The organism is Noviherbaspirillum autotrophicum (assembly GCF_000818395.1).
GTDB classification, from domain to species: domain Bacteria; phylum Pseudomonadota; class Gammaproteobacteria; order Burkholderiales; family Burkholderiaceae_D; genus Noviherbaspirillum; species Noviherbaspirillum autotrophicum.
In genome coordinates this window covers 2702033-2721560 of sequence record NZ_JWJG01000028.1, presented here as the reverse complement: position 1 = coordinate 2721560, position 19528 = coordinate 2702033, and the positions used below count along the sequence as shown (strand labels likewise).

General features: G+C 61.0%; 19 protein-coding genes. 18 read left to right on the top strand and 1 reads right to left on the bottom strand.

Translation table 11 applies throughout. The features are described from left to right. Positions 1-9 precede the first annotated feature (9 nt). Genes traL through TSA66_RS13670 form a run of 18 tightly spaced genes read left to right on the top strand, consistent with a single transcriptional unit; the run spans position 10 to position 18924 of the window. Complete coding sequence (gene traL, locus TSA66_RS13755; protein WP_040040445.1) at positions 10-309, top strand: type IV conjugative transfer system protein TraL; 300 nt, start codon at positions 10-12, stop codon at positions 307-309. A gap of 18 nt (positions 310-327) precedes the next feature. Continuing rightward, positions 328-936 (top strand): type IV conjugative transfer system protein TraE, encoded by a 609-nt coding sequence (gene traE / locus TSA66_RS13750; RefSeq protein ID WP_052452326.1) that lies wholly within the window; start codon positions 328-330, stop codon positions 934-936. After that, positions 881-1672 carry a type-F conjugative transfer system secretin TraK gene (locus TSA66_RS13745; RefSeq protein WP_084199623.1) on the top strand — a complete coding sequence of 264 codons (792 nt, stop codon included), beginning with the start codon at positions 881-883 and terminating at the stop codon, positions 1670-1672. Before traE ends, TSA66_RS13745 begins: the two co-directional genes overlap by 56 nt. A 2-nt stretch (positions 1673-1674) precedes the next feature. Next, the gene (locus TSA66_RS13740) at positions 1675-3087 is read left to right on the top strand and encodes a TrbI/VirB10 family protein (protein ID WP_040040444.1); all 1413 of its coding nucleotides are present in this window, start codon (positions 1675-1677) and stop codon (positions 3085-3087) included. Continuing rightward, entirely contained in the window at positions 3074-3865 is a 792-nt protein-coding gene (locus TSA66_RS13735) for a DsbC family protein (RefSeq protein WP_232429478.1), read from the top strand. Before TSA66_RS13740 ends, TSA66_RS13735 begins: the two co-directional genes overlap by 14 nt. After that, complete coding sequence (locus TSA66_RS13730; RefSeq protein WP_084199621.1) at positions 3865-4488, top strand: TraV family lipoprotein; 624 nt, start codon at positions 3865-3867, stop codon at positions 4486-4488. The genes TSA66_RS13735 and TSA66_RS13730 overlap by 1 nt, the downstream gene beginning before the upstream one ends. Before the next feature lie 35 nt (positions 4489-4523). Then, entirely contained in the window at positions 4524-7103 is a 2580-nt protein-coding gene (gene traC / locus TSA66_RS13725) for a type IV secretion system protein TraC (protein ID WP_084199619.1), read from the top strand. Next, positions 7100-7453 (top strand): hypothetical protein, encoded by a 354-nt coding sequence (locus TSA66_RS13720; protein WP_040040442.1) that lies wholly within the window; start codon positions 7100-7102, stop codon positions 7451-7453. Before traC ends, TSA66_RS13720 begins: the two co-directional genes overlap by 4 nt. Beyond that, positions 7450-8043: a conjugative transfer signal peptidase TraF gene (gene traF / locus TSA66_RS13715; protein ID WP_040040441.1), complete on the top strand. Its 594-nt coding sequence runs from the start codon at positions 7450-7452 to the stop codon at positions 8041-8043. The genes TSA66_RS13720 and traF (TSA66_RS13715) overlap by 4 nt, the downstream gene beginning before the upstream one ends. 12 nt (positions 8044-8055) lie before the next feature. Then, a complete protein-coding gene (locus TSA66_RS13710; protein WP_157691693.1) occupies positions 8056-8385 on the top strand; it encodes a hypothetical protein in 330 nt (109 codons plus the stop codon). Between the two features lie 3 nt (positions 8386-8388). Next, positions 8389-9012: a type-F conjugative transfer system protein TraW gene (traW, locus tag TSA66_RS13705; RefSeq protein WP_040040440.1), complete on the top strand. Its 624-nt coding sequence runs from the start codon at positions 8389-8391 to the stop codon at positions 9010-9012. Then, complete coding sequence (locus TSA66_RS13700; RefSeq protein ID WP_040040439.1) at positions 9009-10028, top strand: TraU family protein; 1020 nt, start codon at positions 9009-9011, stop codon at positions 10026-10028. Before traW ends, TSA66_RS13700 begins: the two co-directional genes overlap by 4 nt. After that, a complete protein-coding gene (gene trbC / locus TSA66_RS13695) occupies positions 10018-11019 on the top strand; it encodes a type-F conjugative transfer system pilin assembly protein TrbC (protein WP_198358802.1) in 1002 nt (333 codons plus the stop codon). Before TSA66_RS13700 ends, trbC begins: the two co-directional genes overlap by 11 nt. A 2-nt stretch (positions 11020-11021) precedes the next feature. After that, positions 11022-13418 carry a type-F conjugative transfer system mating-pair stabilization protein TraN gene (traN, locus tag TSA66_RS13690; RefSeq protein WP_040040438.1) on the top strand — a complete coding sequence of 799 codons (2397 nt, stop codon included), beginning with the start codon at positions 11022-11024 and terminating at the stop codon, positions 13416-13418. Continuing rightward, positions 13415-13789 carry a hypothetical protein gene (locus TSA66_RS13685; protein WP_040040437.1) on the top strand — a complete coding sequence of 125 codons (375 nt, stop codon included), beginning with the start codon at positions 13415-13417 and terminating at the stop codon, positions 13787-13789. Before traN ends, TSA66_RS13685 begins: the two co-directional genes overlap by 4 nt. A gap of 10 nt (positions 13790-13799) precedes the next feature. Then, entirely contained in the window at positions 13800-14633 is an 834-nt protein-coding gene (gene traF / locus TSA66_RS13680) for a conjugal transfer protein TraF (RefSeq protein WP_084199617.1), read from the top strand. Positions 14634-14645: 12 nt separating this feature from the next. Further along, positions 14646-16085 carry a conjugal transfer protein TraH gene (locus TSA66_RS13675; RefSeq protein WP_040040436.1) on the top strand — a complete coding sequence of 480 codons (1440 nt, stop codon included), beginning with the start codon at positions 14646-14648 and terminating at the stop codon, positions 16083-16085. Positions 16086-16122: 37 nt separating this feature from the next. Further along, entirely contained in the window at positions 16123-18924 is a 2802-nt protein-coding gene (locus TSA66_RS13670; protein WP_040040435.1) for a conjugal transfer protein TraG N-terminal domain-containing protein, read from the top strand. Positions 18925-19026: 102 nt separating this feature from the next. Here TSA66_RS13670 and TSA66_RS13665 read toward each other — a convergent pair whose 3' ends face one another. Next, positions 19027-19410, bottom strand: coding sequence for a hypothetical protein (locus TSA66_RS13665; protein ID WP_040040434.1), 384 nt, complete (start codon positions 19408-19410; stop codon positions 19027-19029). Positions 19411-19528: the final 118 nt, after the last annotated feature.

Sequence of the window (19528 nt, the reverse complement as noted above, 5' to 3'; positions counted from 1 at the left end):
AGAGGACGGATGAAAGCAGACACCTATATTCCGCGCCGGCTGGACGACCAATGGAAGATCGGGTTTTGGGATGCCGACGTGGCCTCCCCCATCCTCTTCTGCTTCTTCGTCGGGTACTTGTCCGGCTCGAAGCTGGCCTTCACGGTCGTCATGGCCGCCGGCATTTCCACCAGCCGCTGGCTGTCCAGGATCAAGGCCGACAAGCACCCGGCCTTTGCCGTCCACTGGCTGTACTGGCACTTGCCCACCACCCCCATGACGTCGATGCAGGCGACACCGCCGTCGCACGTCCGCCGCATGATCGGTTAAGGGCGATGGAGGCAATCGATGAATCACGATAAGTTTTCCAATGACATCCGGGACTTGCGCAGCCGTAACCGCAGTCTGGGCCTCGCGGTCGCCGGCCTCGTCTTCACCCTCATTCTGGCACTGGTCATCATCCTCAAGCAGTGGGGCAGCGAGCGTACGGTGGTGGTGCCGCCGTCGATCGACAAGAGTTTCTGGGTTACCAAGGATCGCGTCAGCAAGGAATATCTGGAACAGATGGGTGCCTTTGTCGGCTGGCTGATCCTCGACGTGTCGCCCGAGTCGATCGACTGGAAGAAGGACATCCTGCTGTCCTTTGTGCCGCCGGACCAGAGCGGCGCCATGAAAACCAGGCAAGACCTGGAAGCGGAGCGCTTAAAGCGCATGAATGCCAGCACCTTCTTCGCGCCAAAGCAGCTGATTCCGAATGAAGACAACCAATCCGTCGTTCTGGTCGGCCGGCTGCGCACGCAAGTCAACGGCCAGGACACGACCACCGACACCAAGTCCTACCTGGCCCAGTTTGCCTATACGGGCGGGCGAGTGCACCTCAATACCTTCAAGGAGATTCCCAATGTCCAGCAGACGCCGGCCCCAGCACTGGCTGTGGGCAGCAGCGCTACTCGCTAGTACGCCCGCGTTCGCCCTGCAGACCATCGACGCACGCGACGGGGTGTCGGTGGAAGCGATCATCTCGACCAGGGAGCCGACGCGCATCCGGATCGAAGGCGCCCCCATCAGCGATATCTTCGGCAATATCTATTCGAGCAACTGCGCTGCCGCGTCCGGCACGGCGACGCCGGCTGCGCCGGCAGTCAATTCCTCCGGCGAGATCGTGCTCGAGTGCGACCGGGACAAGGGGGAAGTATACGTGCGGCCCGTCGGCACGGCGAGCAAGCCGATCAATCTGTTCGTTTCCTCTGCCAACGCGACCTATACCCTGCTGCTGCGTCAGAGCGACATGCCGGCCGACACCATTGTCATTCGCGACAAGACAGCACGCCTGGCCAGGGTCGACGGCACGCCGCCGGGTCCGGCGGGGCGATCATCCAGTCATATCCGATCCCTGAAGTCCCTGCTGATTGCCATGGCGTCCGATCGCGTGCCAACCGATGTGCGCGTCGACGAAGTCCATCAGCCGCGCGCGCTCTGGGCAGAGGCGACGTTCACGCTGATGCGGCTGTATGCAGGGCGCGGCTTGATTGGCGAGAAATACCAGCTGACCAATGTGAGCATGGCGCCCATGGTGCTGGCCGAACAGGAATTTGATCGCGAAGAAGGCAATGTACTCGCCGTCTCGATTGAAAACCTGAATCTGCGCCCCGGCGAAAGCACCACTGTCTATGTCATTCGCGCGGGGAGCTGACGATGCCACTTCCCGCCCCATTGACATCAGCGCTCAATCGCCTGTCGCCCAAGCAGCGCCAATATGCGATGCTCGGAGCCATCATGACCGTCGGCATCGGCGCGCTGTGGGCCGTGTTTGCCTTGACCGACAACAGCCCCAAGCCGGCAGCATCCGCCACCGCCAGCGGGTTACCGGTGTCGGTGACCAATATCGGGGTGATGCCCGGTGGCCAGCAGGTCAATCCCGTCGACCAATGGGTCGGCACTGCAGGCAAGAAGCTCGCGCAATACGATGCCGAAAAGCAGGAACAGGCCAAGATCAACGCCGACCGCAAAGCGTTCGAAGACAACATCCTGAAGCGCTTTGCCGACTTCGAACAAAAGCAAACGGCCGCATCACAAGCAATCAGCAGCAGCCCGACGGCAGGACCGGCAGCAGGACCATCAACCGGCAGCCTGCGTCCTCCCCCAGGGCCGATACCTGCCACCTATCCGCCACCGACGGCATTGGCCGGCCAGGGCTTGCCGCCGCAGCCGCCCGCGCCGCGCGGCGGGCAAGCGGGCGGCATGCCTGTCGGCACTCCGGGCAGCTCGGCACCGGCGCGCGAGGCCCCGGTACTGGTGCGTGTTTCCGTTGGCGCCAGCACCAAACCGGCGCCTGTACCAAGCGCTTCGTCCGGCGCGATCAGCAAGGAGGGCGACACGGGGTCTGGCACCGTCGCCACCTATCTGCCGGTCAGTTTCACCCGCGGCATCCTGCTGGGCGGCCTGGACGCCCCCACCGGCGGGCAGTCGCAGTCGAACCCGCATCCCGTCTTAATCCGCCTGGCCGACAACGCCGTGTTGCCGAACCGCTTCCGCTCCGACATCAAGGAGTGCTTCGTCATCGCAGCCGGCTATGGCGACATCAGTTCCGAGCGGGCCTATCTGCGCACAGAAAACCTGTCCTGCGTGCGCAATGACGGCTCCACCTTGGAGATCAAGATCCAGGGCAGCGTGTATGGCGAAGACGGCAAGGTCGGCATGCGCGGCCGCCTCGTCACCAAGCAAGGCCAAATGCTGGCCAACGCGCTCACCGCCGGTGTGGTCAGTGGCATCGGTCAAGGATTCTCCCAGGGAGGATCGACCGTCACGAGCTCCACCTTCGGGACGATTTCGACCACTGACGGCAGCACGCGCACGCAAATCGAACGCGGCATCGGTGGCGGCGTTGGCCGCGCCCTCGATCGCCTGGCCCAGTACTACATCCGGCTGGCCGAGCAAACCTTCCCGGTCATCGAAATCGATGCCGGTCGCCAGGTTGATGTCGTCATCACCAAGGGGGTGCGCATCGATGCCGGTGCCCCAGCCAGGAACCGCCCCACCACGCTCGCGCAGCGTGACGCCTTAACCGATGACCGCTATGAAAGGAATGGCGACGATGATGAGGATTAACCACCTGGCGGTCGCGCTTGCCGCCACCGTGACGACCTCGGCCGCGATGGCCACGCCCGACGAGGAGCGCGTGCTGGCGTCGCTGAAGAAAGCGCATCCCACGACCCGGTTTTCCGGCGTGTCGCGCACCCCGATGGCCGGACTGTACGAAGTGTGGATGGGTGCAAATGTCGCCTACGTCTCCCGCCGCAATACCCGGTACATCCTGTTCGGCCGGTTATTCGATACCGTGGCGATGCAAGACCTCACCGCGCCCAAACTCGCGCAGGCAGACGCGCAACGCCCGCAGGACGAGGGCTCCACGGACAAGATATCGATGGACCAATTTCCCCTGGCCGACGCACTCAAGACCGTCAAGGGTAACGGCGAGCGCACGCTGGTCCTGTTTTCCGACCCGTCCTGCGGCTACTGCCAGCGCCTGGAGCCCGAACTCGACAAGCTGGACAACGTCACGATCTATACCTTCCTGGTGCCGTTCCAAGGCGCCGAGAAACCGGTGGCAATCTGGTGCGCGGCAGATCGCCAGACGGCCTGGCGCCAGCTCATGCTGGCAGGCGACACGTCCCTGCTCGATCCCGAGGCGAACTGCGCGCATCCCATCGAGCGCAACCTGGCCCTGGCCCAGCGCCTGAACGTACGCGGCACGCCGACCATGGTCTTTGCCGATGGTCGCCGCCTCGACGGCTATACCAGCGCTGCCGCCGTCGAATCCCGGTTGTCCACGCCTGCCAGGCCGGCGCACGTTGCACCGACGGCGTCATTAAAGGAGAAGCCGTGATGAAGCCGCTCCTTTTGCGCACGTCGCGCCTTGTTGCGCTCGCTGTTACAGTGGTAGCGGCGCTTGCGGGTTGCGCCAACCTATCCGGTCTTGGCGGCTCCTCCGACTATGGCTGCAAGGCGCCGGAAGGCGTGAAATGCGATTCCGTTTCCGGAAATTACGCCAACGCCCTGCAGAACAACCTGCCGAGCCAGCGCCAAGGCCATCGCCCCCAGTCTTCCGACGGCACCGCGCCACCAGCCTCCCGATCCACCCGCGTGGCGCCGGCGCTTGCACCCGACGCCCCTGCCACGCCTTATGTGCCGCAGGCCCTGCGCGCCCAGCCGCGTGTACTGCGTCTGTGGATCAAGCCCTGGGAAGACCTCGACCACGATCTGAACGATCAGGGCTACGTCTATGTCCAGACCGACAACGGCTATTGGCTCATCGACCATGCCCAGCGACGGCTGCGCGATGCCTATGCTCCCATCAGGCCTCCCGCCCCACGGCCGGCATCTGCGGCGCCGTCCGATACCCAGTCGCCGGTACTGCGTCCCGCCACAGCCGGTGACACCCGAACGACCCCGCTTGCCCGCACGATCGATTCCCTGCGCGATCGCACGCAAGCCGGGGATGACCAGTAAACGTCCACACTTCCCGCACCCGATTGGAGCCATTCATGTTAAACGCCCTGCACATCAACGCACTATGGGAAGGGAGCGCATCTTCCCGCCAGGAAGGGTTCGGCAGCCTGTTCGGCCTACGCCGCAATGCTGAAACGCCGGCCGATCAATTCGCCAGCTGGCTACCCTATTCTGCCTATATCCCGGAGGAGCGGATTTTTGTGAACCGCGACAACATCGGCTTCATGCTGGAGCTGATGCCCCAGTCCGGCGCCGATGACCAGATGGTGGACGTGCTGATTTCGCTGTACGTGTCTTGCCCGAAGGGTACCGGCATCCAGTTCCACCTGTTCGGCTCCCCCCACGTGCACGAGCCATTGCGCCGCTACGCCAACCTGCGCATGGAGGACGAGGACCAGGCTGACCGGGCCAGGAGATATGGCCGGCCGGCGCGCAACGACAACCTGTTTCGTAATCTCGCGCGGCAACGCGTTAGCCACCTGCTGCGCGGCGCGCAACAGTCACTGACGGCCGGCTTTCATTTCACGATCCGCGACTTTCGCCTGATGATGAGCGTCGCGTTTCCAGCCAGCGCAGACGACCTGAACAAACGGGAGGAATTGATTGCCTTGCGCGAGTCGATGGCCAGCACGCTCAAATCGGCTTCGCTGCCCAATCGCGTGTGCGACGCGTCCGACCTGATCAACTGGTGCGCGCTATTTACCAATCCAGACCGGATCATGCGCACCGATGCGCCCAATCTGCACTATGACGATGGCCGCGAGATCCGTGACCAGATCGTCGACTTTGACACGATCCAGGATGCGACGCCGCAAGGCTTGCAACTGTTCAAGGAAGGCCATCCCGACGTACTCGAAGCGCGCTTCTACTCGATCAAGTCGTTTCCGGAACGCTTTCCGTTGTGGCAAATGGGCTCCTTGATCGGCGACCTGATGCAACCGGCGTTGCAATACAGTGCACCGTTTCTCTTGACGATGGGCGTGCACATTCTGGACGCCAATACCACCAGAACGGCCGTGACTGCCAACCACGTGCGCGCCACCCAGAACGCGCAAAGCAAGATGGCTGCCGTCATGCCCGACGTCGGCAAGAAGCTCAAAGACTGGAACGCCGCGGCCGACGCAATGGATGTGGGCGGCGCGCTGGTCAGCATGTACCACCAGTTGGCGATCTTCACGACGCCGGCCAAGTCCATGTCAGCGGCGGAGACGGCCAATGCGATCTGGCGCGCACGCGGCTTTGAACTCAACGCCGACGTCTACCAGCACCGCCAGGCGCTGCTGGCCTGCCTGCCGATGACGCTGTCGGAAGCCCTCCATGCCGACCTGAAAAAAATGCGTCGCGTCACGCGCAAGACGATGGCCAACGCGATCCACCTGGCGCCGCTGATCGCCGAATGGCGCGGCACCCGCACGCCGACGCTGGTGTTCGGCGGGCGGCGCGGCCAGTTGATGACGCTGGACTTGTACGACAACGACCTCGGCAACTACAACTTCGCGGTGGTCGGTGCGCCGGGCTCGGGCAAATCCGTGCTCTTGAACGAAATGGCCTGGTCATACCGCGCCGTCGGCGCCAAGGTGTGGATGCTCGACTTGGGACGATCGTTCGAGAAGTTGTGCCGCAAGGCCAAAGGCACCTATATCGAATTCCGGCCCGATACCGATCTCTGCCTCAATCCCTACTCGACGGTGGTGGATATCAACGAAGACATCGACATGCTGGTGCCGGCCATTTCCAAAATGGCATCCATGCAACACCGCCTGGATGAGGTGCAGTACAAGGCCATCTCGGCAATGACGTTAAAACTCTTTCGCCACTATGGCCAGGACTTGACGATCACTGGCCTGCGCGATGCGTTCAAGACCGGCACGATTGAAGAGCTTGGCCTGATCAATGATGCGCGCATCCGCGATCTGGCGGTGATGCTCAATCCCTATGCCAAGGGGGGCCAGTACGAGCGTTTTTTTGAGGGGCGCAGCAACATCGACTTTTCCAACGACTTCATCGTCATCGAAAACGAGGAATTGAAGCGCAAGCCCGACCTGCATGCCGTCGTCAACATCCTGCTGATGTATCAAATCACGGGCGAAATGTACTTGACGCGCAATCGCAAGAAAGTGTTTTTCATCGACGAACTGAAGCAGCAGCTCGGCGACATCGGCGCCGACGATCCGGTCAAGGCGGCGGTCGTCGAAGAGGCGGCGCGCCGTGCCCGCAAATATGGCGGCGCACTGGGCACCGCCACCCAGAGCGCCGATGACTATTACGGTTCGGCGCAGATGGAGGCGGCATTCAATTGCTCCGACTGGGTCTTTTTGCTGCGGCAAAAGAAGGAATCGATCGAAATGCTCGACCGCAAGGGCCGCCTGACGATGGACGAATCCAAAAAGCGTCTGCTGCACTCGCTGCGCACCGAGCCGGGTGCGTTTTCGGAGTTGTACATCTCTTCCCCCGTGGGCGAAGGCGTGGCGCGCCTGGCGCTCGATCCGGCCACGCACTTGCTGTTCTCGAACAAGCTCGACGACAACGAGCCGATCGACCAGCTGCGCGCCCAGGGTTACAGCATCGACGAGGCGATCAAAGAGGTGCTGCGTCGCCGGGGGTATGAAGTATGAAGCCGTTCGTCGTCAACCTGAGCACCACGGTCCTGATCGTCGCCATCGCGCTGGCGCTCTATGACCGGCTCATTTTCCAGCCGTCCCGGCAAATCGGCGTGGTCGACGTCGGCGAAGTCTACCGCGCCAAGGAAGCGCAGTTTGCGCAACGATTAACCCACGGCAGCAACGAGCAAGAGCGCCAGCAAGCGATATTGCTCGCCAGGCAATTCGCGCAACGCCTGCCGGCCGCACTGGACGAACTACCGCGCGAGTGTCGCTGCCTGGTGGTCGTGAAGTCGTCGATTATCGGCAGCAGCACGCACCTCGTGGACCTGACGCCGCTACTCAAAAGAAAGGTCGATTTATGACGACGACATCTGTCAAGGCCGCAAATACGCTGGCTCCGCGTACGGGATGGCTTGGCCGCCGCAACACCGACATGCGCGCCTTTCTGCATCACGTCTGGCGCCATTGGTGCGTGTACCTGGTGCTGCTGGCCATCTGGGGCCTCGCGTTCGTGCGCGTCTTCATCGATCCGACGCCGCGCTTACCGGTGCTGTTCAATATGACACCGAGCCTGCCCTACACGCTGGCAATCGTCCAATACGGGCGTACCACCTACGAACGCGGCGACTTCGTCGTGTTCTCGTTTGCCGGCGAGGCGCAGCAATTCTACCCGGGCCTTAAAAAGCAGCCATTCTTCAAGGTCATCCGCGGTATGGCCGGCGATCGCATCACCGTCGTTCACCGCCATGTCCATGTAAACGGCGTGGATATGGGGCTGGCCAAGCCGCACAGCGTCGACGGGCATGCGCTGGCACCGATTCCAGCGATGGTGATTCCTCCCGGTCATTACTACGTACAGGGCACCAGTCCCGACAGCTTCGATTCACGCTACCAGGCCAGCGGCCTGGTGCAGGCCGATCGGATCCTCGCCATCGTCAAACCGGTCTTTTAAGAGAGATATCGCATGAGACATGCCATGGTCATGATGGCTTTCTGTGTCGTCGCCCCTGCCGCGCTTGCGCAGCAACCCGATTACCGCGGCGACGTCCCGATGGAGGTGTACCTGGACGCACTCGCCCACATTTCTCCGGCAGCGCGCGAAGGCGCCGCAGCCTACCTGACAGCGTATCGTCGCCGCTGCGGCAGAGAATTGACGACGCAAGAGCTGCGGCGCGCAGTAGCCGACGGCGAGGGGGATCCGGTACTGATGGCGATGATTCGCGCGTCCTACCAACAGGACAGCGGCGCACAGCGCGCCCTCGCCACCTCCGTTTCCTGTGTGCGGCGCGGATAAGCCATGGTTTTCCACCGCATCTTCGTGGCTGCCCTGCTCGTGACGCTCAGTGCCAGTGCGCGCGCTCAGACGCTCGGCGCCATCGGTCCGGTCTATCCGATCGGCGAACAACACTTCCTGGAGATGATCAGCCAGCACCTGCGCGACAAGGAGCACAGCGGCGAACTGAAGCGACTGGCAGAGCAGGCACGCGCGCGTGGCATTGACACCGTCGTCCATCCGAAAGCGCTGGCCGGCATCAAGCCAGCGGAAACGGCACGGACGTTTTACTACGATCCGACGTTTGTGCTCGACCACAATATTTTTGATGACAAGGGGCACTTGTTGTTTGCCGCCGGAACGCGCAAGAACCCGCTCGATGTCGTGTCGATGTCGAAGCACCTGCTGTTCTTCGATGCCCGAGACAAGCGCCAGGTGGAGCGCGCCCGCGCACTGATCGACCACTATCATGGCCGGGTAAAGCCGATCCTGGTGGGCGGCTCCTATCTCGACCTGATGAAGTCGTGGCGCATTTCGGTGTACTACGACCAGCAAGGCTTGCTGACAAGGCGTTTCCAGATCATGCAGGTCCCGGCGATTGTGTCACAGGAAGGCCTGCGCCTTCGCATCGATGAGCTGGCGCTATGAGAACACGCCACGTTTTCTCTCACATCCTGGCACTGGCGGGCCTTTGCCTGCCGTGGGCGGCCCACGGCGCCGGTATCGCCACCTGCACGGGCAAGTTTCCGAACCCGATCACCGACATCTGCTGGAGCTGCATCCTGCCGATCACGATCGGCGGCGCGACGCTGGCCAATGTCGGCGGGCAGGAAGACATTCCCAATCCGACCAGTCCGCTATGCAGTTGCGGCGTAAATCCGACCATTGGCTTGTCGATCGGTTTCTGGGAACCGGCGCGCCAGGTGGAAGCGGTGCGCAAGCCCTTTTGCCTGACCTCGCTGGGCGGCGTGGACCTCGATCCGGGTATCCCGGCACCGGAGGGGGCACGTTTCACGCACGCGCAGGGCGACGGCGACCAAAACAGTTTCTACCAGGCGCATTTTTATGTGAATCCAGTGATGGACTGGCTGCAGGTGGTCACGGATTTTCCATGCCTAGAGCACGGATCCTTCGATCTCGCCTACCTGACCGAAGTCGACCCGCTGTGGAACGACGATGAGCTCACGCTGATCCTCAATCCGGACGCCGTGCTGTTCGCCAATCCGATTGCGGTGGCCGCATGCGCTGCCGATTGCATCGCGGCGTCGGTGGGGTTTGGGCTCAATGAATTGTTCTGGTGCGCTGGCTGCCAGGGCAGCCTCTACCCACTCGACGGCCAGTCGACCGTGCATATGGGCGGCGTGCGCACCTCGGCGCTGATGGCGCAACGGCTGACGGCCAAGATGCACCGCGAGCTGCTCGCCTGGGGCTGGCATGGCCAGGCTGGATTGTGCGGCCCGTACTTCCTGCCTGTAATGGACAAGAGCGCCTACAAGACCCAGCTGACCTACCCGATCCCGAATACCGACAAAGACAACGGCAAGTGCTGCCAGCCGTTCGGACGTACAACCGTGCTGTGGGGCGCTGGCAAGGAGTATCCGGTACAGGGTGAAGATTTCGCATACATGCTCTTCAGAAAAAGGAATTGCTGTGTTGGCTATTAATTCGATGCATAACGAGACTGCGGCAGCCGCGTCGCCTGGACGCCGGGCCACGATACTGGCAGGCAGGCAAAGCAGAAAGACGCCAGGCCCGGTGGCGGTCCCCGTCGGTTCGATCGGATGCGCGCGCCACACCTATCGTATCCCGAGCGATGCCGAACCGACCCTGACACTGGCAAGCTGCGCCTCTGGGCGCCATGCCCAGCCTTCCCGACGGGCGACGACGCACGCGCTGCACGTCTTCGCTCGTTGTGCCCGCGCCGCGGTGAAGCCTCTTTTGATGCTGGTGGCATGCGGTGTTTCCTGGGCCGCGCCATTACAGCCGGAACAAGCCGTCACCGATGACGCCATCCACCGCGCCGTACGCAGCCAGCCGGTCATCACCGAAAGCGATATCGACCAGGCGCGCCGGAAGTATCGTATGCCGAGCGATGCCGACTTGAGCCGGGTGCCGGTCCCGTCGGCACCCGATCTCGATGCCTTGCCACAACCCGCGACATCGCATCTGATCGACCTGGAGGCCCTGTCCAAAGGATATGAAGCAAATGCCGATCGCATTACCGCCGCGCAGGGAATACGCTCCGGCCCGGCACTGATGGTCTTCGTCAGTTTCGCGATGCCACGGCCGACGCTGGAACGCCTCGTCGACCAGGCTGCCCGAACCCACGCTGCGCTCTTGCTCCGCGGGCTCGTCAATGGATCCCTGCGCGACACCGTCGCGCGCGTGCAGCAACTGATTGGCTCCAGGCAGGTTGCGTTTCGGATCGACCCGCAGGCATTTGACCGCTTTGCCGTCGTCCAGGTCCCGACCTTCGTGCTGGGTCGCGATGGAGCGCAAAGCACACCCTGCCCTACCGGGCGCTGCGTTGCGCCGGATGCGTATGTCGCTGTATCCGGCGATGTGAGCCTGGATTACGCGCTGGAAGCCATCGAGCGCCGGGCACCGCGCTTTGCCAGGGACGCGCAGATTTTTCTCAACAGGATCAGGGGCTAGCCATGCGCAAGGCCCTCATCCGTATCATCCTGTGCTTTGTTACCTGCACCCGCACGCTTGCGATGGCAGCACCGCATGAGGAAGGGATAGCGGCCGGCAATGCGGCCAATCCGGACATTCGCAGCGCCATCAACCAGGCCAGCGCCGCCACTGCGGTGCCCGGCTATACGGCAACGCCAGCACAAACCGCTTACTACGGCCAACCCAATCTGTCGAGCCAGGCCACTGCACACCTGCTCAGCTGCGCTCTCGCGCCCAATGACCCGGTGTGCGAGGCGCAGCGCGGCGCCGTGGCATCTGCCAATACCGCGCGACCGGCGGTGACCGCTGACGACCCGGATGTCGCCACGGCAAAGGCCATGGCAAGAAATCCTGCGCTCGCCCTCGGCAGCCTCGCCTCCTATTATGCAGGCTGCGTCACGAATGATGTCAGCACGCCGGCCGCGATGCGGCCCCGCCTGTGTCATCGCTATGTCGGCGTTGGCAATTTCCCGTGCTCGCGCACCCTGACCGTGGGACTGGAGAGAACGACGAGTTGCCATGCCGGCGACTGGTTCTCCCAAGCCGGTTCGGGCGATCACGGTTTTGACGTGCTATGCCTGCCCGACCGCCCCGACACCGCACAGCATTTTCGGGTGACGGCCATGGGCAATGTGCTTGCCTACTTCGATGCCGATGTCTCTGCGCCGCGAGTTTTCCCACAAGCTATTGTCGATCTTGGTCTTGCTGCCACCAGCCCGTGGAGCCCAGCGTCTGCCGCCCATACCCGGGTGTGGATAGTCGACAACGCCTGCACCGCATCGACCTGTGCCGTCACCGCCCTGATCGCTCCCGATTACGCCATCCCGTGTACCAGCGGGGACGCCGCCAACTGCTCCTTGGCAGAACCCTTCAACAAGATCTATGCCGCCTGTCCTGACGGCCAACTCAGCGGCGGGAGCATCGCTCTCTCGAGCCGGCCCTGTGATGGCTGCGAACCGGCATTGTCGACCTTGGACGATGCGCAATGCTATGCGCCGTCAGCGTCGCCAACCGCTTACACGGGAGTGTCAGTGACTGCGCCGGCGACCACCAATTGGACGCCGGTTGCCCCGCGGCCGGTCATCGGCTGGCAAGTCAACCCTGCCTTTCCGCTGGCAATTCCGCGCATGTCGCTGCAGTACACCAAACCAGCCACCCGCTTTACGGAAACCGATCGATGGGACGATCAGTGCCCGGTGCTGGCAGCCGGTTCGCGCTGTTCGCTGGCCAGCGCCGACGTCTGTGTCGACGGCCCCGCGACCAAGAATATCGATGGCAAGGACGTCACGCGCCCTTGCTGGCAATACAATCGCACGTTTTCCTGTGCCAGCGGTGCTCCAGTCGACGAATGCGCATCGCTTGCCGCATCGGGTTGCTCGCCGACTGCGTCGACCTGCCGCCAAATGAATGCAGCGACCGGCGCCTGCGAAGTGTTCGAGGAGACCTACCACTGTCCGGTGCCGGCACAGACCACGACGACGGCAAGCAATTGCCCGAACGACGTGTTTTGTCTCGGGGCGAGCTGCTTCAACAAGGCCTACCCCAACGATACCGACTTCGCCCGTTCCATGTCGTACCTGGAGGCGGCGCGCGAGGCCGGTGTTTATCTGGACGCGGACCGCATGCACGTCTTCAAGGGCGAGCGCAATCACTGCCGCGACCGGCTTCTGCAGAATTGTTGTTACTCAGACAGCCATGGCGCCGGCATGTCGAACCAGTCGCTGCTGGGTGCCGGGTCGCGCCTGGTGTACGACATCCTGATGAATGCGGACAACCGCGAATTCATCACCCAGGGCCTGCACGCCCTGCTGGCGTCCGGCGGTTTTAACGGCAGCTTGACCACGTATGGTGTGACAGTCGCCGTCAACGGCACGGCGCTGCCCGCCGGTTCGATGACGCTGGCGACCACCGATAGCCTGGCCATCGCATTCGATCCCTGGTCGCTGTCAGTTTCCGTCGTGTTCTACGTCGCGATGTCGATGATGTCGTGCAATGAGGAAGAGGGAAAACTCGCGATGAAGGAAGGCGCGCACCTGTGTCATACCGTCGGCAACTGGTGCTCATCCTGCATCACCGTGTTCGGCAGTTGCATTTCCTGCATCGAACATACCACGTCCAAATGCTGCTTCAACTCGGTCCTGTCGCGCATCGTCAATGAACAAGGCCGCGCCCAGATCGGCAAGAGCTGGGGCAGTGCCGAGAACCCCGACTGCTCCGGGTTTACCGTCGCCCAGCTGCAATCGCTCGACTTTGGCGCGATGGACTTGACCGAGTTCTACGCCGCGATCGCGCCCAGCATGCCGAACGTCGGCCATCTCCAGTCCACCAATGCGGCACGACTCTCCAATTGCTACTACGGGAAAGGAAAGTGCCAATGAAGAAACCGTACGCAATGGTGTTCCTCGTGCTCGCCGGTGCAGCCACCGCGCAAACCGCTGCGGTGCGCACACCGGTACCGGATCCCCGTCCACTCATGCTGGCAGCGATCGACTCGCCTTCCGGCCAAGCGTATGGCGTGCTGACCGGGCAGACGGCGCAGGCGATCACGCACCAGTTCAAGGCTACAACGCCGGTCTATATCGATGTCACGACCGTCAAGCGCTATGCGCAGCCAGGCTGCAGCCGCCTCTCGGTACGGTTCTGGCAGGACGGCGTGCTCCTGCCCGGCGCTGCTGCGCCGCGCACGCAGACGATCGAATTCGGCATCAACTATTGCCGCGATGGCTTGCCACCGCGCGCCTTGTCATGAAGGCGGCACCATGAAGCGTCTTTGCGTCATTGTCACGCTCGCCGTGGCTGCAGCGGCCAATGCACAGGATACCGCGCAACAGTCGGCCAACTTCGGGGGCGGATCGTCATATTGGGGCGACAGCGCACGCGGCTGGCATTTCTACGAAGAGCCGGAGCCCGAACCCGTGGAGCCACCGAAGGCGGCGCCCGCATCACAACCGCAAAAGCGGCCGGAAATCGTGCAGTTCGAGCGTCTCCAGAAAAAACTGGAGGAATACCGCAATGTCGCCATCATCAATCCGACCGAAGCGAATGTGCGCCGCTACATGGCGCTGGAATCGAAGGTCGTCGGCCAGGCATCGCTTTTTGCCGACGTGGCACAGCGCGTCGCGTGGGCAACACCCGAGCTCGATCCCACGCTCCAGGGCCGGCCGGTCAACGCGAAGGCCCTGGAAGTGTTCGAGCACGACCAACTGGAGGCGCGCTCACGGTCGATTGCCGCGCTGGGAAAAGACCATGTGCTGTTTTTCTTTTTCCGCGGCGATTGCCCGTACTGTCATGCATTCGCGCCGACGCTGGAGGCTTTCCAGGCCAGGCACGGCCTCCAGGTGATTGCGGTGAGCATGGATGGCGGTGGTTTGCCCAATTTTCCGAACCCGCGGCGCGACAACGGCATTGCCCGCACCCTCCATGTCACGCAAGTGCCAGCGGTATTCCTGGCGCAACCCTTCACCGGAAAAATCGCGCCGGTTGGCTTCGGTGTGCTGTCCGAGTCCCAACTGCTGGAACGCATTGCGATGGTGGCCAATCCATCGACCGAAGCCCTGGTTCCGAATGCCACCAAACTGATTTCTTTGCGATAGGAAGGACATTTCATGCCCAACCGCCTCTTCACACGCTTTGTCGCCGCCGTGACGGCCTGCTCGTTCGGCTTGCTCCCGCTTTCCATGCAGGCCGGCGACCTGAATGCGGAAGTCAACAACATGTTCAACAATCTCGGCGCCGTTGGGAACTACACCGCCCCCGGCGCCTTTCGCGGCCAGACCTACAACACTTATTCAGGCGGTAATTTCATGCTGCGCGCACCGAACAAGGTCTACCAGTTGGCAGCAATCCAGTTCCCGAGCGCCAAGGCGGGCTGCGGCAATATCGACGTGTTCGGCGGTTCGTTCTCGCACATCTCGGCGACTGAATTCAAGAACATGCTGAAAAATATTACTGCGGCGCTGCCCGGCATTGCCTTTCAATTGGCGCTGGAAGCGGTCTCGCCATTACTGGGGGGCCTGACGAAATGGGCGAAGGGTCTGGAGACCTGGATTAATAATGCGCGCATCAATTCCTGCGAGACGGCCAAGGCGATCGTGAGCACGGCAGCCGAAGCAGTCGGCTACAGCTCGCAGGAAGCGTGCGCCGACCTCGCCATCGACATGGGCCTTGAAACCGACCGGGATGCGGCACGCCGCCGGTGCGCAACCGACCGGCCCAGCATTCTCGCGTCTGCACGCGCGTCCACTGATCCGGCGATCCGTAATAAGGCACCCTTTGTCGGCAACTACACATGGAAGGCGCTGCAATTCACCGGCTCGTATCTCGATGACCAGGAACGCGAGCTGATCATGAGCATGATCGGCACAGTGATCTTCTATCCGGACGAATCCGGACGCGACCCCGATCCGATTGCGCCGCCCCTGACGTCGATCAGCCACCTGCTGTATGGCCAGGCCGATGCGGCTTCCGGCAATGTGACCCAGCATGTCCTGAAATGCAATAACTACACCGACTGCGATATGGTCGCGCTCGATACCACCTACACGCATACGCCGTTCACGAAGAAGGTCGAAGACTTGATGCGCTCGATCGCCTCGAAGATCGCCTCGCGTACCGCGATTCCAAACAATTCGCCCGAGGTCGGATTCGTCAATCAGACCAGCGAGCCGGTCTACAAGATGCTATCGATCGGCGCGACCATTCCGGGCTCCGGCCTGGCCGACAGTCTGATTCATCAATACCGGGATGTGATCGCCGCCGATTACGCGTACGTATTTCTCGAAAAGAACCTGCGGATCGGCATGGCAGCGCTGGACAAGGATTTCACGCTGCTGGCGCCGCAGCAAAGCAAGGTGGCGGTCATCCGGCAGCGAGCGCAAACGATGCTGCTGCAGATCGCCCAGGAAAAGAGCCTGCTGTATCAAAAGGTCGGGTCATTCAAGGCCGTGTCTTCCCACCTGGAGCAACTGGAGCGCCAGTTGCGCAGCAGTATGCCCCAGCACGTGATGGACATGCTCGGCCAGCAAGCAGCCTACCTCGGACGGTAGTTTTCAACATCAGTACGTTCTCGCCGGAGTCCAACCCATGTGGGAAATTTTCGCGTACCAGAATTCGGACGGCCTGTTCGGGATATTCAACGCCATTGCCGCCATCCGGGGATCGGATACGTATTTGAGCGCGATGGCCGGCGTCGCCTTCTGCGGGTTTATCGCGGCACTGCTCGCCTATGCATTTGCCCCACAAAAACTGCAAGGCTGGCAATGGCTCGCCACCGTCGTGCTGGTCTATTCGGTCCTTTTCGTGCCGCGCGTTACGGTCGGCATCGTCGATAAAACCGGCGGCGCGCCCGTCAAGATCATCGACAATGTTCCCTTTGGTCTGGCCATGTTCGGCGGCATCACGAGCACGGTGGGCACGACGATTACCGAGCTGTTCGAAACCGCGTTCCAGGTCATTCCCGGCAATGCCAATCTCCCGAGCGAGCTGACTTACCAGAAAAACGGACTCCTGTTCGGCAACCGCCTGATCCGCGAGACTGGCAGCGTTGTGTTCCAGGATCCAAACTTCCGCACCGACCTCATCAATTTCATCCACAACTGCACGATGTTCGACCTGATCGATGGCACCATCGATCCCACCACGTTTTCCCGGTCCGACGATGTCTGGAGCTTGATGGGAAATCCGAATCCCGCGCGCTTTACCACGCTCACCAGCGTCGGCGGGTCGGTCTCCACTGATACCTGCCCGAATGCCTATAACGCCCTCTCTGCGCGGATCCCAGCGCAAGTCAGCCTGATCCAAGGAAAACTGGCATTCCAGCTGAACCCGACCCTACCAGCGGCGGCCGCCTCATCCGTGATCGCCAACCAAATCCAGCAGGCGTATATCAGGAACCATATTGCGAATGCCGCTGCCTCGGCGGCAGACATCATCCGGCAGAATGCCATGCTCAACGCGATCAATGACACGGGCAAGATCATCGGGCAAAAGATCAACGACCCGGCGTCCATCATCCTGGCAGTCGGCCAGGCACAGGCGGTTGCGCAGACTAATGCTGCCTGGATCAACAATGGCAAGATCGCGGAACAGGCGCTGCCGGTGGTACGCAATGTGGTGGAAGCCCTCGCCTACGCGCTGTTCCCGCTAGTGGTCTTGCTGCTGTTTTTAACCAGTGGTCGCGAAACGATGATGGCGTTGAAAAACTACCTGGGCGTGCTGATCTGGATCCAGCTCTGGCCACCGCTGTATGCGATCCTCAACTATATGGCGAGCATCTATGCCGCATCGGAATTATCGGCGGCGGCCGATATCGGCAGCGGCGCGAAGGCGTTGTCGCTGCTGACGGCGTCGCCAATATTTGCGAATGCAATCTCGTCGCAGGCAGTGGTCGGCTACCTGACGATCAGCATTCCCGTCATTGCCTGGGCGGCGATCAAACGAATGGAAAACCTGGGCAACGCACTGGTCGGCGGATTGTCCGGGCTTCAGTCGACGACGTCCTCGACATCGGGGTCAGCGGCCAATGGCAACGTCAACATGGGTAATGTCAGCATGGACCAGATGCAGCTGGCGCCGAACCGCACGTCAGCATTCATGAGCAGTGCCCAGAGCGATATTACCGGGAACACCCTGAGCACCAACGCACTGACTGGCGTCTCCGCGATCAATATGCTGCGTAATCAAGGATTTGCGTCACGCACGGTCTCGGTTAAGGTTGGCGAACAGGAGGTGGCGGAAGCCAATAAATCTGCCGACGCAGCGCGAAGTGAAGCCATCGCGGCAAACACCGAGCGCTCTACGATCCTTGCCGATATTTTTAGCAAAGGCACGACCAAGCTCGGTTCTCATCGAAGTTCCAGCGGATCTTCCCGTAGCAGCTATGAAGAGATCGGCAACAGTCTTGACCATCTCAATCAAATTACAAATCAAGTCGCTTCTAAAACCGGTTTGACCCAGCAGCAAGTTGCGCAAATCGCTTTTGGTGCTGCCGGCCATTTTGGTTTTGGCACAAACAGTCCCATTCTGAACGCAGGCGCCGAGGTGAGAGCAAGTGCAGGAAAGAACTACAGTGCGGGCATCTCGGCTGAAGAGCAGAAAGTTCTCAGTTACCTCACGCAGGACCAGATGGCCGAATTCAAGAAGTTCGGCGACCGCCTCAGTCGTGACACCAGCGTGCTCAACGCCCTATCACGCGACAATAGCGAAGCTTCAGAGCTGTCCTCGCGCCTAGCTACCACGACCAATCGTGCGCAACGCACTGAAGCGAAGTACGCTGAGCGTGTTGCGTTTGCCGAACGACTATCAAGTGCACGCGAAAAGGGAGAGACGATTTCCATCGATATTGCCGCCGATCCCCATAATATTGAAATGTTTCGGCGCTATGCGGAGCAATATGGTGGCACCAGCGCATCTGCACATGCCCTGCTTGACAGTGAACTCGCGCGTCAGGCGCCTCGCCCGAATCGCGTATTTTCGGATGGAACTGCAGTTCCCGTTTCATTCGGTGATGCTTCAAAACAGCACGATTCCTATAGCGCTGCCCCGAATCTCAAGCCCAATATTGACACTATCAATATGAAAAACCGCTCGGCAGTGAAAGCTCATGGCCCGGCAATCTCAGCGCCAGAACAAGCCGCTTCTGCTCCCAATCCGGAACTGAAAACTGTTCGGAAGGATATCCAAGAAGGGGGCAAAGTGCTCACGGATAAAACCTCATCAGCTCCGAAGGAATTTGATAAAGAGACTGAAATCACCAAAACTGAAAACGGAACATTGGCAACGCGCAAATCGTTGCTACTGAATGCAGCGAGCCAGGGCGGCCGTGACGCATCTAATACCTTCGAGAATGCTAAAGAAATCGTTCAAAAGGTTTTGCAGGATAAATAGGATTAGCGCTGCGCGGGTTGTTTCAAATTATGTATGGAGCAGGCATGCTCATTACCGCTTTGAAGATAGAAAAAGCGTCCTCACCTGTCTTGACAATGCTCTTTACGAGGCGATGTCTCTGGTGTAATGAATATCGGAGGCATCACGCCATCCCGTCATGGCCTTCGTCATTGGGGCAGTATCCCCAGCTGCATAGAATGGAAACTGCTGTCGGTAATCCATCCATTCATCTGTGGTCATCATCGGAGAATACGTATCGTAGCTCTGTTGAGACTCATTTCTCCTCATACCGACATTGCCGCCATTCCCCCATTTGCATTTTCTGCTTGCGACTGTGACCAGTGCAGAGAGTACCGCCCCGATTGGAGCACCGAATCCGGCGCCTACGATTCCCATAACAACCATAGTGGACACGTCCCGTCCAGCGGCAGATAGAACACCAATCAATGTTCCTAAAGTTACTCCTATCCAAATCATGCTCTTCATCGTTGCCCTTCTTCATGCATGGACAGTTTCAAGCATCTGCAGCAACAAGCGACAGCGGTGCTGAATATTCTGCCGGTGGTTTGTTTATTGAAATTAGAGATAAATCAGATGCCGTTCC